A 13,667-nucleotide genomic window follows, 5' to 3' on the forward strand; every position below is an offset into this window, starting at 1 on the left:
CCATGAAACCTGTCTTCGTCGGCATCATCGGTTGCGGCAACATCAGCGATGCCTATTTCACCGGCGCGGCGAATTCGGAATTCGTCCGCATCAAGGCTTGCGCCGACTTGCGTCCGGAGGCCGCCCGAGCCAAGGCCGCGCAGCACGGCGTTGCCGCGATGACGGTGGCTGCGCTGCTGGCCGACCCCGACATCGAACTCGTCATCAACCTTACGGTGCCGCACGCGCATGTGCCGGTAAGCCTGCAGATTCTGGAGGCGGGCAAGCACGTCTACCTCGAAAAGCCCCTGGGTACCGAGTTCGCGTCCGCACGCGCGATGCTGGCGCGAGCCGAGGCTTCGGGATTACGCGTGGGCTGCGCGCCGGACACCTTCTTCGGCGCGGCCCATCAGGCGTGCCGCGCGGCGCTCGATGCGGGCCGCATTGGGCGTGCCATTGGCGGGGCCGTGGCCGTGTTGTCCCGCGGCATGGAGTCCTGGCATCCCAATCCTGAGTTTTTTTTCAAGCCTGGCGGCGGCCCGATTCACGACATGGGCCCGTATTACGTGACGCAGTTGGTCAACCTGCTTGGGCCGGTGGCACGCGTGTCTGCTTGCGCCACCATCGGTTTTCCCCAGCGCATCGTCTCCAGTGAGCCGCTGAGGGGCCAGGTCATCGAGGTCGAGGTGCCCACCACGGTCAACGGTATCCTGCATTTTGAGGGTGGGGCCAACGTTGTGATGAGCGCCTCCTGGGACGTGTGGGCCCATCAGCGTGCGCCTATCGAGATCTATGGCACGGAAGGTAGCCTGTTGGGCGTCGATCCCAATTTCTTTGGCGGGAGTCCGCGCGTGGCTGAACGTGATAGCGGCTTTAAGCCGCTCGACACACAGGTCCATGCTTTTGGCGTCGACAACTTCACGTTGAGGAGTGGTGCGCGGGTGGCCAATTACCGCGCTGTGGGCGTGCTGGACATGGCCATGGCGTTGCGTCGAGGTCGGCCGCATCGCGCGAGCGGCGAACTGGCGTTACACGTGCTGGAGGTGCTGGATGCCTTCGAACGCTCGTCGCGCGAGGGGCGGCACATCGATATCGAGACCGTCGTGCAGCGACCCGTCGTCGTGCCATTGGGTCGAGGCGAAGAGGTGCTTCTCGCCGACTGACTCACCTGACTTCCAGAGTGATCAAGCCGTTGCGACGTGATCCGACTGCGACCATCAGATCACGCCCCGGCTCATACAGCTCGCGCGACTCACCTCGCCGCCGACTATCCACGACCGGGCACAGCCGCGCCGTCGCCGTTGCTGGCCGTCGCCGCGTCGCGCGTCTCGGGCATCGCCGCCCACACCAGCAGCACCGCGAGCGCACCGGCCGCCGCGAGGCAGAAGAAGCTCACCGTGTTGCCCGAAACGATCGGCGACGAAGCCCGCCGCCGTCGTGCTCAACGTCGCGCCGATGCCGGCCGCGAGCCCGAACAGGCCGATACACAGGTTGTAGCGGCCCTTGTCGCCGGCGACGTCGGCGGCGATCAGCGGCAGCATCACGCCGAACACCGCGGCGCTCAAGCCGTCGAGCATCTGCACCGGCACGAGCAGATAGGGGCTGCTGATGCCCGCGAACAGCAGCGCGCGGATCGGCAACGCGGAGAAGCCGAGCAGCAGAATCGGCCGGCGGCCCCAGCGTTCGGCCGAGCGCCCGACCCACGGCGACATCATCGCGACGATCGCCTGCGGCACGATGATGCATGCCGCGATCACGAGCTGCACGTTGTCTCCCATGCCGGCCGTCACTTCGCCGGCGGCCAGGTTCAGCATCGCCGCGTTCGACAGATGGAACAGCACGATGCAGGCGGCGAACAGCAGCATGCGCTTGTCGCGCAGCAGCTCGCGCAGGCTTTCGCGCCGCTCGAGCTGCTCGGGGGTGGGCGCCGCTTGCGGCAGCTCGATCGTGTCGGTGCGCTGGATCATCGCGAGCGCGATCAGCGCGGGAACCGCGAGGCCCGCGGTCAGGACGAACACCGCGCGCGGCGAGTAGTACTCGCCGAACAGTCCCATCAGACCGGCCGCGACCGCGCTGCCGATCGATGCCCAGCGCGCATTGCGGCCGAGCCGGTCGCCGAGATTCGCGCGACCCACCAGCGCGAACGAGATCGCCGCGAGTGCCGGCGTCAGCATGCAGCTCGCGAAGCCGTGGAACACCTCGGCGGCGATCACCGGCAGCACGGTCGGGCTGATCGCGAGCAGCATCGCGCTGAGGATGATCGCGCCGATCGCCCACGCGGCCGCCGCCTTCTTGTTGCGCAACGCGTCGACCGCGGCGCCGCCGGGCACCTGGCTGACCATCGCGCTGATCGTGCCGACCGACAGCACCATGCCGATCTCGCCCTGGGTCCACTTGTGCGATGCGAGGTAGGACGCGATGAACGGCCCGAAGCCCGTCTGCACGTTGGCGACGAAGAAGTTGAGCCAATCGAGCGCGCGCAGACTTCGCGCCGTGACCATAGTACGGACCGTCATCGGACCGCCCGTGCGTTGGAAACCGCGACGGCCGACGACGCGGCCGGCGGCGCCGAGGCCGCCGGCGCGGCGCTGGCGGCAGGCTGCGCGGGCGGCGCCGGCGACACCGCGCGAATCGGCTTGTCGCTCGCGTAGAGCGGCGTCGCGTTGATCTGCGCGTCGCTCAGATCGATCTGCGGATGCAGTTCCTTGTCGCGCGTGACGAAGCGCAGCGCCGACCAGTTCGCGGCGATCGTGCGCCGGTCGGGGCTGACCATGCCGCCGACGTCGAGGACGATCGCCTGCGGCTGCGCGTTGCCGTCGATCAGCACGTCGACCACACGGCCCACCTTGGCGCCGTTCGCGCGCTCGACGGTCGCATCGAGCAGCGGCAGTTCCAGCGGGTTCGATTTGTTCGCGGTGCTCGGCACGGCCGTCGGGTTCAGCGTGATCGGCGCCCCCTTCGCGGTCGGCGTGAAGTGGAACGCGCCCCACGGGAAGTTCACCTTGCGGTCGCCGACGCCGAGGAAGCCCTGCAGATTGACGACCATCTCGCGCGGCTTGCCGGCTGCGTCGGCGATCATGTCGACCGCGCGGCCGACCACCTTGCCGTCGGGCTTCTGCACCTGGCTGTCGAGCAGCGCGCGCGCGTCGCTGCGCTCGATCGTGCGCAGCACGATCAGCGGCGGCGGCGGCGGGGGAGGCGGCGGAGCCGGCACGACAACGGGCGGCGGCGGTTCGACCTTGTGCGGCTTCACGACCGGCTTCTTCGGTTTCTTCGGCTCCTCGGGCCCCTCGTTCGCCTCGCTCTCGACCGGCTCGGGCGCGGACGCGGCGAGCGGCGCGCTTGCCGGCTCGACCGGCATCACCGTCGCATCGACGATCGGCGCCTGCTGCGTACCCCACAGCAGGCTGCTACAGCCGGACAGCGCGGCGAACGCGAACAGCGCGGCCACGGTGCACAGCCAGCGGAACAGTCGAAGCACATCGAGCGAATCAGGCGAATCAGGCGAATCGAGCGGGCGAAGCGATCCAAGCGGTCCAAACGGGACAATCGGCAGGCGCCCGGCGGGGCGCGGAAAACCGCCAGTCATCAGGAAAAACTCCACGGGCAGGTGCGGACCGGCGCGATGAGCCGCCGCGGTTGGATGGGATACGGCCCAGAGTTTAACCTGCGCTGCCGCGCGGGCAGCCTTTCGCCGGTTGCGTTGCAGGCGGTTTCGCCGATGCGCTGGCGGTATGGCGCTGCACGCCGCGTGCCTGGAACGCGATCGCCGGGGTGGGTTCGGCGCGTTTCGCGGCTGCCCGTATGCCGTAGGTGTATACGCGCGCAGCGCTCGCGCGAGCGACCGTCGCGCAAAAGATATAAGTCGCGCGACATGTCCGGCATGCCATTCATGCGATTGGACACATAGTTCGCTTCACCTACATTTCGACTCAGAAAAGCGTTACCCACACCAACCAATCCACGAGACGAACCTGATGACGGCCGCTTTAGCGGCCGTTTCAGCGCGCTGATAAAGGAGGCACTCATCATGATGGAACCCCAGGCCCTCGCGAATTCCGACGTCGCGAGCGAATCCTTCGACACCGAATCATTCCGCGGTAAGGGCTTTCTCGACCGCTACTTCGACATTTCCGCGCGCGGCAGCACGCAGCGCCAGGAGATCGTCGCGGGCATCACGACCTTCCTCGCGATGGTCTACTCCGTGTTCGTCGTGCCCGGCATGTTCGGCAAGGCAGGCTTCGATACCAGCGCGGTGTTCGTCGCCGTGTGTCTGACCACGGCGTTCGGCTCGCTGCTGATGGGCGTGTGGGCGCGTCTGCCGATCGCGATCGGCTGCGCGATCTCGCTCACCGCGTTCACCGCGTTCGGCCTCGTGCTCGGCAAGGGCCTGCATCCAACCGTTGCGCTCGGCGCGGTGTTCCTGATGGGCGTCGTGTTCACGACGATTTCGGTGACCGGCGTGCGCTCGTGGATTTTGCGCAACCTGCCTGTCGGCATCGCGCACGGCACCGGGATCGGCATCGGCCTGTTCCTGCTGCTGATCGCCGCGAACGACGTCGGGCTCGTGGTCAAGAATCCGGGCGCGGGGCTGCCGGTGTCGCTCGGCAATATTGCGGCGTTGCCGGCGCTGATGTCGGTCGCCGGACTCGCCGCGATCGTCGGGCTCGTGCGGCGGCGCGTGCCGGGCTCGATCCTGATCGTGATCGTCGCGATCTCGGCGATCGGGCTCGCGATCGATCCGGCCGTGGCGTTTCACGGCATCTTCGCGGTGCCGTCGTTGAGCGCGCCGGGGCATGCGTCGCTGATCGGCGCGATGGACGTGAAGGGCGCGCTGTCGATGGCGGTGCTGCCGAGCGTGCTCGCGCTCGTGATGACCGCCGTGTTCGACGCGACCGGCACGATCCGCGCGGTCGCGGGCCAGGCGGGGCAGCTCGACGAAAACGGCCGCATCATCAACGGCGGCCGCGCGCTGACCGCCGATTCGCTGAGCTCGATCTTCTCGGGCCTGCTCGGCGGCGCGCCGGCGGCCGCGTATATCGAGTCGACGGTCGGCGTCGCGGCGGGCGCGAAGACGGGGATGGCGGCGGCGGTCGTCGGTCTGCTGTTTCTCGTCGTGATGTTCTTCTCGCCGCTCGCCGCGCTGGTGCCTTCGTATGCGACCGCGCCCGCGCTGATGTACGTGGGGCTGCTGATGCTGTCGAACGTCAGCAAGCTGCATATGGACGACATGGTCGACGCGATGGCGGGGCTCGTGTGCGCGGTGTTCATCGTGCTGACCGCGAACATCGTGACCGGCATCATGCTCGGCTTCGCGACGCTCGTGATCGGACGCGTCGTCAGCGGCGAGTATCGCAAGCTCAATGTCGGGACCGTGGCGATCGCAGTCGTGCTGGTCGGGTTTTATGTCGGCGGCTGGGCGATCTGAGTTTCGTTGCGGCTCCTTGACTTTCGCGTCAGCGTCTCTAAACCTTAAGCTTGAGGTCAAGCCCTGCATCCGCAGGAAAGGAGACGCAGATGGAACCGCAACATCGCATCGGCAGCCAGGAAGAGTGGCTTGCCGCGAGCCGCGCGCTGCTCGCCGACGAAAAAGCGCATATGCGCGCCGGCGACGAACTCGCGCGCAAGCGCCGCGAATTGCCGTGGGTCAAGGTCGACAAGGTTTATACGTTCGATGCGCCGGAAGGCCGCAAGACGCTCGCGGAGCTGTTCGACGGCCGCAGCCAGCTGATCGTTTATCACTTCATGCTGGGCCCGGACTGGGAAGAGGGGTGCGTCGGCTGCTCGTTTCTGTCGGACCATATGAGCGGCATTCTCACGCATCTGGTCCATCACGACGTCAGCTATGTGACGGTATCGCACGCGCCGCTCGAGAAGATCGACGCGTTCAAACGGCGCATGGGGTGGACCTTTCCGTGGGTGTCGTCGAGCGGCAGCGATTTCAATTTCGACTACCACGTGTCGTTCACGCCGGAGCAACTGGCGAGTAAAAAGGCGTTCTACAACTTCACCGAGCAGGACGTCGGCATCGACGAACAGCACGGCCACAGCGTGTTCTACAAGGACGCAAACGGCGACGTGTATCACACGTACTCATGCTACGCACGCGGCGACGAGCGCTTCGTGAACACCTACGCGCTTCTGGACATCGCGCCGAAAGGCCGCAACGAGAACAGTAGTCTGACCGACTGGGTCAGGCATCACGACCGCTACGACGACCACGCGCGCGCGGCTTGCCCGGCGTGCGGATCGTACACGGTGTGAAGCGGTGAAGTGGTGAAGCGGGCCGACGAAGGGGGCGAGGGGCGCGCGCCGCGCTAGCTGGCGCGGCGCCTCTGTGCTGCATCAGCTCGCTACAGCGCCATCTCGAAGGCGGGTCTGAGGAACATTTCCATCGCCATCACGATGAGGCTCATCGCCGCGGCCGCGAGCGTCAGCACGCCGTATTCGTCGTAACGCGTGTCGTACAGACACGCGACGACGAACAGAATCGCCATCAGGTTAGTCAGCCAGTCGAAGTTCAGCGCGAAGCTCATCGGTCGAATCGGGGCGTGTGCGCGACGGTGGAATCGCACCGTCAGGTGCCCGCGATTTTATCGAAAGGAGCTTACGGATTCGCAACGACCGCGCTTACATAGCTTACGTCGCGCGGCGCGCAAAGCCGCGTCAAACGGTGCTTTGCGGCCCCATCATGTCGCGTTCGATCCATTCGATCACCGACCTGCGCCGCGGTTGCCAGCCGAGCAGTTTGCGCGCGCGTTCGCCGCGCACGCGGCTGTTCGAGCCAAGACCGTACGAGGCCATTTCGTAGCCCCATTCCTGTTTCGCGTCTTCGAGCGGCCAGTCCTGCGGCGCGCCGAGCTTCATCGCGCGTGCGATCGCGGCGCTCATGTCGCGGAACGACGCTTCGCCGCTTTCGACCAAATAGAACGTGCCGGCAGGGGTTTTATCGAGTGCGAGGCGATACAGCTCGGCGACGTCGTCGATATGCACGTTCGACCAGACGTTGCCGCCGCTGCCCACATGACGCACGACGCCGCTTTTCTGCGCCTGGCGCACGAGTCGCGGCAACTGCACGCTCGCGCTGCCGGCCACCGCGCCGTGACCGTAAATCAGCGTGTTGCACAGCACGGCCGAGCGCACGTTGCGTTGCGCGGCGTCGAGCACCGTTTGATCGATCGCGACGCGCGCGGCCTTGTCGGCGGTCGGGGTGGGCAGCGCGTCTTCGTGATAGATGCGTGCTTCACCCGCTTCGCCGCCCGACGCATCGCCGACGATGCTCGACCCGCTCGTGTGCAGGAACACCTTGCCCGAACCGGCGAGTCCGTCGATCAGCGCGCGTACCGCGCCTTCGTGATCGCTGCTCGCGGCGTTGATCACCGCGTCGGCCGCTTGCGCTTCGGCGATCAGCAACGCGCGGTCGTCGAGCGTGCCGAGCACGGGCTCGATGCCGAGCCGCTGCAACTCGCCGCTGTGTTCGGGTTTGCGAATCAGCCCGCGCACCTGATGGCCGGCGCGCGCCAGATGGGCCGCGATCGAGCCGCCGATAAAACCGCTTGCGCCAGTAACGAAAATCTTCAAGACGTTCTCCTGAGGGAAATGCCAAGACCGCAATCTCTTGCATGGGATCGGAGTAAGCGCTAAAGCGCCAACTCCGATCGACAGGCACGCAGTATCGCTCGCGCGGATTCTCGCAAAAAGCGTGTTAGTCTCAAATCAATCTTGATCTGAAATCAACAATGAAAACCTCCACCGACGAATTGCTGGTGTTCGTCACCGTGATCGACAGCGGCTCGATTACCGCGGCGGCCGAGAAGCTGGGGCAGACCGTCTCCGGCGTGAGCCGCGCGCTCACGCGCCTCGAGCAGAAGCTCGACACCGCGCTCGTGCGGCGCACGACGCGGCGTCTGCATCTGACCGAGGAAGGCGACGCGTTCCTGCGGCGCGCCCGCGCGATCCTCGACGCGCTCGAAGAGGCCGAGGAGTCGGTCGCGCGCGGGCGGCAACGGCCGTCGGGGCGCTTGCGCGTCGATGCGGCGTCGCCGTTCATGCTGCATTGCGTGGCGCCGCATATGACCGCGTTTTCGGCGCTGTATCCGGAGATCCGGCTCGAATTGACCAGCAACGAGCGGATCGTCGATCTGCTCGAACAGAAGGTCGACATCGCGATTCGCATCGGCGCGCTGCAGGATTCGACGCTGCATGCGCGCGCGCTCGGCGAGAGCAGGCTGCGCGTGCTCGCGAGCCCGGCGTATCTGGCCGAGCACGGCGAGCCGACCACGCTCGACGCGCTGCACGCGCATCGGCTGATCGGCTTTACGGCGCCGGAGCATTTGAATCGCTGGCCGTTGCGGGAAGGGGGCAGGGGAACGAAGCGCGCCAAGGGGCAGCGCGACGAAGCCGCGCTGCTGAAGATCGAACCGTCGATCACCGCGTCGAGCGGCGAAACCTTGCGGCAACTGGCGCTGTCCGGCTGGGGCGTCGCCTGTCTGGCCGACTTCATGACCGCCGGCGACGTGCGCGAAAACCGCCTCGTGCCGATTCTCGGCAACCTGCTCGTCGATGAACGGCAGCCGGTGCATGCGGTGTACTACCAGAGCGCATCGCTCGCGGGGCGCGTGCAGTGCTTTCTGGATTTCATCGCGGCGCGGGTCAAGCTCTGATCCGCGTCGCGGAGCCTTCTGTCCTATAACCCAGATATCGGCGGAGCCGGCGTGTCCGGCTTCCCGCCAGCGAGAGAGCGCCCAATTTTGGCCAGATGGCGACCCGCGCCGCGAAGGTGTATATACAACTGTGGGCTAAATCACGGCGGCCACGCCGGCCCATGCGTCCAGCACCCGCCGCCTGCGACCTGCCGCCAAACCCGCCGCGCTCCCGCCGAGCCACGTGCCAAATAATGGAAATCCCCAGGCACGAAATCTCGAAAAACAAGTTGTATATACAAGGCACGCCGGCTAGACTTAATTGAACTTGTATAGACAGGACGACAACCATGATTCTGAAGCCCGGCTACCTGAGCCTCCCGCAACTGCGCCAGATCGCGCGTGAGCAGGTCACCCTGCAACTCGATCCCGCAAGCCACGCCGCCATCGACGCGTGCGCGCAGGCCGTCGCCGACATCACCGCCAGGGGCGAGCCGGCTTATGGCATCAATACCGGCTTCGGCCGCCTCGCCAGCACGCACATTCCGCGCGATCAGCTCGAACTGCTGCAACGCAATCTGGTGCTGTCGCACGCGGTCGGTGTCGGCGAGCCGATGTCGCGCCCGGTCGTGCGTCTGTTGATCGCGCTGAAGCTGTCGAGCCTCGGCCGCGGCCACTCGGGCATCCGCCGCGAAGTGATGGAGGCGCTGATCGCGCTGTTCAACGCCGACGTACTGCCGGTGATCCCGGTCAAGGGCTCGGTCGGCGCATCGGGCGACCTCGCGCCGCTCGCGCATATGTCGGCGGCCCTGCTCGGCGTCGGCGAAGTGTTCGCGAAGGGCGAGCGCATGCCGGCCACCGAAGGCCTCGCGCTCGTCGGTCTGAAGCCGCTGACGCTGCAGGCGAAGGAGGGTCTCGCGCTGCTGAACGGCACCCAGGCTTCGACCGCGCTCGCGCTGTACAACATGTTCGCGATCGAAGACCTGTACCGCACGGCGCTCGTCGCCGGCGCACTGTCGGTGGATGCGGCGATGGGCTCGGTCAAGCCGTTCGACGCGCGCATCCACGAACTGCGCGGCCATCGAGGCCAGATCGACGCGGCCGCGGCTTATCGCTCGCTGCTGCAAGGTTCGGCGATCAACGTGTCGCACGCCGATTGCGACAAGGTGCAGGACCCGTACAGCCTGCGCTGCCAGCCGCAGGTGATGGGTGCGTGTCTCGACCAGATGCGTCAGGCCGCCGAAACGCTGCTGATGGAAGCGAACGCGGTCTCCGACAATCCGCTGATTTTCCCGGACACCGGCGAAGTGCTGTCGGGCGGCAACTTCCACGCCGAGCCGGTCGCGTTCGCGGCCGACAACCTGGCGCTCGCCGTGGCGGAAATCGGCGCGCTCGCCGAACGCCGCATCGCACTGCTGATCGACGCGACGCTGTCGGGCCTGCCGCCGTTCCTCGTCAAGGATGGCGGCGTGAACTCCGGCTTCATGATTGCGCACGTGACGGCCGCCGCGCTCGCGTCGGAAAACAAGACGCTCGCGCATCCGGCTTCGGTCGATTCGCTGCCTACGTCCGCGAACCAGGAAGACCACGTGTCGATGGCGACGTTCGCCGCGCGCAAGCTCGGCGATATCGCCGACAACACCGCGAACATCCTGTCGATCGAACTGCTCGCTGCCGCCCAGGGTGTCGATCTGCGCGCGCCGCACAAGACCAGCCCGAGCCTGCAGAAGGTGATGGACCTCGTGCGCAAGGACGTCGCGCACTACGAGCTCGATCACTACTTCGCGCCGGACATCGCGGCGGTCACCAAGCTCGTGCAGGCCGGCGCGGTCGCGAAGCTGAGCCCGTTCTCGTTCGCGTCGGAACAATGAGTCGTCGAGAGCGCGGATCACACCCATGAACGCACCCGCTTATCAGGGCATCAAGGACTTCATCCTCGCGCGCATTCATGCGGGCGAGTGGGCCGAAGGCGATCAGGTGCCCTCCGAAAACGAGCTTGCGCGCGAATTCAGCGTCGCACGCATGACGGTCAACCGCGCGTTGCGCGAGTTGACCTCGGAGCAGGTGCTGACACGTGTACAAGGCTCGGGCACTTTCGTCGCGCGTCCCAAGTACGAGTCGACCCTGGTGGCGATCCGCAGCATCTCCGACGAAATCGTTGCACGCGGTCATCGCTATCAGGCGAGGGTGCTGAACATCGGCGCCAGCATCGCCGATGCGGCGCTCGCCGAAGAGATGCAGGTGAGCGCGGGCAGCCCCGTGTTTCATTCGCGCCTGCTGCATTTCGAAAACGAGGAGCCGGTGCAGCTCGAGGAACGCTCGGTCAATCCGGCCGTCGCACCCGAATACGCGCTGCAGGACTTCACGAACACCACGCCCAACCAGTACCTCGTGCGCGTCGCGCCGCTGCAGCGCGTCGAGTACCGCATCGAGGCGCTCGCCGCCGACGAGATCACGCGCGAGCTGTTGAACATGAGTGAACGCGAGCCGTGTCTGGTGCTGCACCGGCGCACATGGTCGCAAGGCGAGGTCGCCTCGATCGCGAATCTGTGGCATCCGGGCACCCGTTACCGCTTCACTGGGCATTTCTGAATTCGCTTTTTCGTCTTCGCCGAATCTTTATCGAACCTCTTCACGCATGATTAGGGACACCATGAACAATCCGAAACACGCCGATCCGCGTCTCGATCCGACTCGCACGATCCGCGCACCGCGCGGCGCGGAAAAGACCTGCAAGACCTGGATCGCGGAAGCCGCGTACCGGATGATCCAGAATAATCTGGACCCCGAAGTCGCCGAACACCCGCACGCGCTCGTCGTGTACGGCGGCATTGGCCGCGCCGCGCGCAACTGGGATTGCTTCGATCAGATCCTCGCGTCGCTGAAGGACCTGAACGAAGACGAAACGCTGCTGATTCAGTCGGGCAAGCCGGTCGGCGTGTTCCGCACCCATGCGGACGCGCCGCGCGTGCTGCTCGCGAACTCGAACCTCGTGCCGCACTGGGCGACGTGGGAACACTTTCACGAACTCGACCGCAAGGGCCTGATGATGTACGGCCAGATGACCGCGGGCAGCTGGATCTACATCGGCAGCCAGGGCATCGTCCAGGGCACCTACGAGACCTTCTTCGCGGTCGCGAACCAGCACTTCAACGGTGACCCGAAGGGCCGCTGGATTCTGACCGGCGGTCTCGGCGGCATGGGCGGCGCGCAGCCGCTCGCGGCGACGATGGCGGGCTTCTCGATGATCGCGGTCGAATGCGACGAGACGCGCATCGACTTCCGTCTGAAGACGCGCTACGTCGACAAGAAGGCGAAGACGCTCGACGAGGCGCTCGCGATGCTCGACGAAGCGAAGCGCGCCGGCAAGCCGATCTCGGTTGGCCTGCTCGGCAATGCCGCCGACGTGTTCGCCGAGTGCGTCGCGCGCGGCATCACGCCGGACTGCGTGACCGACCAGACGAGCGCGCACGATCCGATTCACGGCTACCTGCCACAGGGCTGGACGGTCGGAGACTGGCGCGAGCGCATGAAGACCGCGCCGGAAAGCATCGTCACGCCGGCCAAGCAGTCGATGGCCAGCCAGGTGCAGGCGATGCTGACGCTGCAGGAACGCGGCGCGGCAACGCTCGACTACGGCAACAACATTCGCCAGATGGCGCTCGAAATGGGCGTGGAAAACGCGTTCGATTTCCCGGGCTTCGTGCCGGCGTATATCCGGCCGCTGTTCTGCGAAGGCAAGGGCCCGTTCCGCTGGGTCGCGCTGTCGGGCGATCCCGAGGACATCTACAAGACCGATGCGAAGGTGAAGGAACTGATCCCCGACGATCCGCATCTGCACAACTGGCTCGACATGGCGCGCGAACGCATCGCGTTCCAGGGTCTGCCGGCGCGGATCTGCTGGGTCGGCGTGAAGGATCGCTATCGTCTCGGCCAGGCGTTCAACGAAATGGTCAGGAACGGCGAGCTGAAGGCGCCGATCGTGATCGGCCGCGATCACCTCGATACCGGTTCGGTCGCGAGCCCGAACCGCGAAACCGAATCGATGAAGGACGGCTCGGACGCGGTCAGCGACTGGCCGTTGCTGAACGCGCTGCTGAACACGGCGGGCGGTGCGTCGTGGGTGTCGTTGCATCACGGCGGCGGCGTCGGCATGGGCTTCTCGCAGCATGCGGGCGTCGTGATCGTCGCGGACGGCACGCAAGCCGCGCACCAGCGCCTCGGCCGCGTGCTGTTGAACGATCCGGCCACCGGCGTGATGCGTCACGCGGATGCGGGCTACGAACTCGCGCAGCAGACGGCGCGCGAGGCCGGTCTCAATCTGCCGATGCTGGGCCGCTGATCGTGACCATGGCCAACCACGCGGGCGGCATGGCAGGCGTCACGCTGATTCGCGGCGCCGACCTCGTGGCGACGCCGTGGAAAAACGGCGGCGGGCTCACGCGTGAGGTCGCGGCATTTCCGTCGCCAGGCGGCGGCCAGGGCGCGGCGAGCGCCGACTTCGTGTGGCGCGTGAGCGTCGCCGACGTTGCGCAGGCGGGACCGTTCTCGCGCTTCGACGGCGTTGACCGGACGCTGGTGTTGCTGGCTGGCGCGGGCATGCTGCTCGATGAGCTGGGCGACGCGGGCGTCGCCTCGACGCATGTGTTGCGGCAGCCGCTCGACATCGCGCGCTTCGATGGCGCGCCGCGCATCGACGCGCGGCTCGTCGACGGCGCGACGCGCGACTTCAACCTGATGGTGCGGCGCGACGTGGCGCAGGGCGAGTTGGACGTGTGGCGCACTGGCACGCGGCAGGATGCGCCGCGCGTGCTCGACGGCGACGTGGCGCTGCTGTTTTGCGCAGGCGGCGCGGTCACGGTCGGACTGGCGGCGGACCACGCGCAAGCCGTGCGGCTCGACACCGGCGACACGCTGCGCGTCGACGGGCCGAACGCGCTCACTTGCACGCTGACGGGCGACGGCGCGGTGCTCGCGATCACGATCCGCTACACGCGATGACGAATCAACCGTGATAGGGCCTCACATGCGCTCCATCACGGACAA

At 66.6% G+C, this 13,667-nt stretch carries 11 protein-coding genes and 1 pseudogene; 8 read left to right on the forward strand and 4 right to left on the reverse strand.

The window, feature by feature from the left end; translation table 11 throughout:
* Nucleotides 1–2: 2 nt before the first annotated feature.
* On the forward strand, nucleotides 3–1,142 hold the full coding sequence (locus OKW37_RS10245) for a Gfo/Idh/MocA family protein (RefSeq protein WP_429406681.1): 1,140 nt from the start codon (nucleotides 3–5) through the stop codon (nucleotides 1,140–1,142).
* Between the two features lie 104 nt (nucleotides 1,143–1,246).
* Here the strand turns inward: OKW37_RS10245 and OKW37_RS10250 are convergent.
* A pseudogene (locus OKW37_RS10250) lies at nucleotides 1,247–2,495 on the reverse strand (MFS transporter).
* A complete protein-coding gene (locus OKW37_RS10255; RefSeq protein ID WP_429406678.1) occupies nucleotides 2,492–3,568 on the reverse strand; it encodes a PRC-barrel domain-containing protein in 1,077 nt (358 codons plus the stop codon). The pseudogene OKW37_RS10250 and the gene OKW37_RS10255 overlap by 4 nt, the downstream one beginning before the upstream one ends.
* A 444-nt stretch (nucleotides 3,569–4,012) precedes the next feature.
* Here OKW37_RS10255 and OKW37_RS10260 point away from each other — a divergent pair, with 444 nt between their 5' ends.
* Entirely contained in the window at nucleotides 4,013–5,407 is a 1,395-nt protein-coding gene (locus OKW37_RS10260; protein WP_429357173.1) for an NCS2 family permease, read from the forward strand.
* An 89-nt stretch (nucleotides 5,408–5,496) separates the two neighbouring features.
* Nucleotides 5,497–6,243 (forward strand): DUF899 domain-containing protein, encoded by a 747-nt coding sequence (locus tag OKW37_RS10265; RefSeq protein ID WP_429406676.1) that lies wholly within the window; start codon nucleotides 5,497–5,499, stop codon nucleotides 6,241–6,243.
* Nucleotides 6,244–6,332: 89 nt separating this feature from the next.
* Here the strand turns inward: OKW37_RS10265 and OKW37_RS10270 are convergent, their stop codons facing one another.
* On the reverse strand, nucleotides 6,333–6,515 hold the full coding sequence (locus OKW37_RS10270; RefSeq protein WP_018418561.1) for a hypothetical protein: 183 nt from the start codon (nucleotides 6,513–6,515) through the stop codon (nucleotides 6,333–6,335).
* A 130-nt stretch (nucleotides 6,516–6,645) separates the two neighbouring features.
* Nucleotides 6,646–7,560: an NAD-dependent epimerase/dehydratase family protein gene (locus tag OKW37_RS10275; RefSeq protein ID WP_429406674.1), complete on the reverse strand. Its 915-nt coding sequence runs from the start codon at nucleotides 7,558–7,560 to the stop codon at nucleotides 6,646–6,648.
* A 158-nt stretch (nucleotides 7,561–7,718) separates the two neighbouring features.
* Here OKW37_RS10275 and OKW37_RS10280 point away from each other — a divergent pair, with 158 nt between their 5' ends.
* The 5 genes from OKW37_RS10280 to OKW37_RS10300 all read left to right on the forward strand — a co-directional run bounded on the left by OKW37_RS10280 (nucleotide 7,719) and on the right by OKW37_RS10300 (nucleotide 13,622).
* Entirely contained in the window at nucleotides 7,719–8,642 is a 924-nt protein-coding gene (locus tag OKW37_RS10280) for a LysR family transcriptional regulator (protein WP_090803954.1), read from the forward strand.
* Nucleotides 8,643–8,971: 329 nt separating this feature from the next.
* Complete coding sequence (hutH, locus tag OKW37_RS10285; RefSeq protein WP_429406672.1) at nucleotides 8,972–10,492, forward strand: histidine ammonia-lyase; 1,521 nt, start codon at nucleotides 8,972–8,974, stop codon at nucleotides 10,490–10,492.
* A 25-nt stretch (nucleotides 10,493–10,517) separates the two neighbouring features.
* Nucleotides 10,518–11,213, forward strand: coding sequence for a histidine utilization repressor (gene hutC / locus OKW37_RS10290; protein WP_184062091.1), 696 nt, complete (start codon nucleotides 10,518–10,520; stop codon nucleotides 11,211–11,213).
* Nucleotides 11,214–11,274: 61 nt separating this feature from the next.
* Nucleotides 11,275–12,963 (forward strand): urocanate hydratase, encoded by a 1,689-nt coding sequence (hutU, locus tag OKW37_RS10295; RefSeq protein WP_429406669.1) that lies wholly within the window; start codon nucleotides 11,275–11,277, stop codon nucleotides 12,961–12,963.
* An 8-nt stretch (nucleotides 12,964–12,971) separates the two neighbouring features.
* Entirely contained in the window at nucleotides 12,972–13,622 is a 651-nt protein-coding gene (locus tag OKW37_RS10300) for a HutD/Ves family protein (RefSeq protein ID WP_429406667.1), read from the forward strand.
* Nucleotides 13,623–13,667: the final 45 nt, after the last annotated feature.

It is taken from the genome of Paraburkholderia sp. MM5482-R2 (genome assembly GCF_050436125.1).
In the GTDB taxonomy this organism is placed as follows: domain Bacteria; phylum Pseudomonadota; class Gammaproteobacteria; order Burkholderiales; family Burkholderiaceae; genus Paraburkholderia; species Paraburkholderia tuberum.

What these genes read in the sequence shown, in the direction of transcription:
- OKW37_RS10245 (WP_429406681.1), top strand. Translation starts at nt 3, where the DNA reads ATGAAACCTGTCTTCGTCGGCATCATCGGTTGCGGCAACATCAGCGAT.
- OKW37_RS10255 (WP_429406678.1), bottom strand. Translation starts at nt 3,568, where the DNA reads ATGACTGGCGGTTTTCCGCGCCCCGCCGGGCGCCTGCCGATTGTCCCG.
- OKW37_RS10260 (WP_429357173.1), top strand. Translation starts at nt 4,013, where the DNA reads ATGGAACCCCAGGCCCTCGCGAATTCCGACGTCGCGAGCGAATCCTTC.
- OKW37_RS10265 (WP_429406676.1), top strand. Translation starts at nt 5,497, where the DNA reads ATGGAACCGCAACATCGCATCGGCAGCCAGGAAGAGTGGCTTGCCGCG.
- OKW37_RS10270 (WP_018418561.1), bottom strand. Translation starts at nt 6,515, where the DNA reads ATGAGCTTCGCGCTGAACTTCGACTGGCTGACTAACCTGATGGCGATT.
- OKW37_RS10280 (WP_090803954.1), top strand. Translation starts at nt 7,719, where the DNA reads ATGAAAACCTCCACCGACGAATTGCTGGTGTTCGTCACCGTGATCGAC.
- hutH (WP_429406672.1), top strand. Translation starts at nt 8,972, where the DNA reads ATGATTCTGAAGCCCGGCTACCTGAGCCTCCCGCAACTGCGCCAGATC.
- hutC (WP_184062091.1), top strand. Translation starts at nt 10,518, where the DNA reads ATGAACGCACCCGCTTATCAGGGCATCAAGGACTTCATCCTCGCGCGC.
- hutU (WP_429406669.1), top strand. Translation starts at nt 11,275, where the DNA reads ATGAACAATCCGAAACACGCCGATCCGCGTCTCGATCCGACTCGCACG.
- OKW37_RS10300 (WP_429406667.1), top strand. Translation starts at nt 12,972, where the DNA reads ATGGCCAACCACGCGGGCGGCATGGCAGGCGTCACGCTGATTCGCGGC.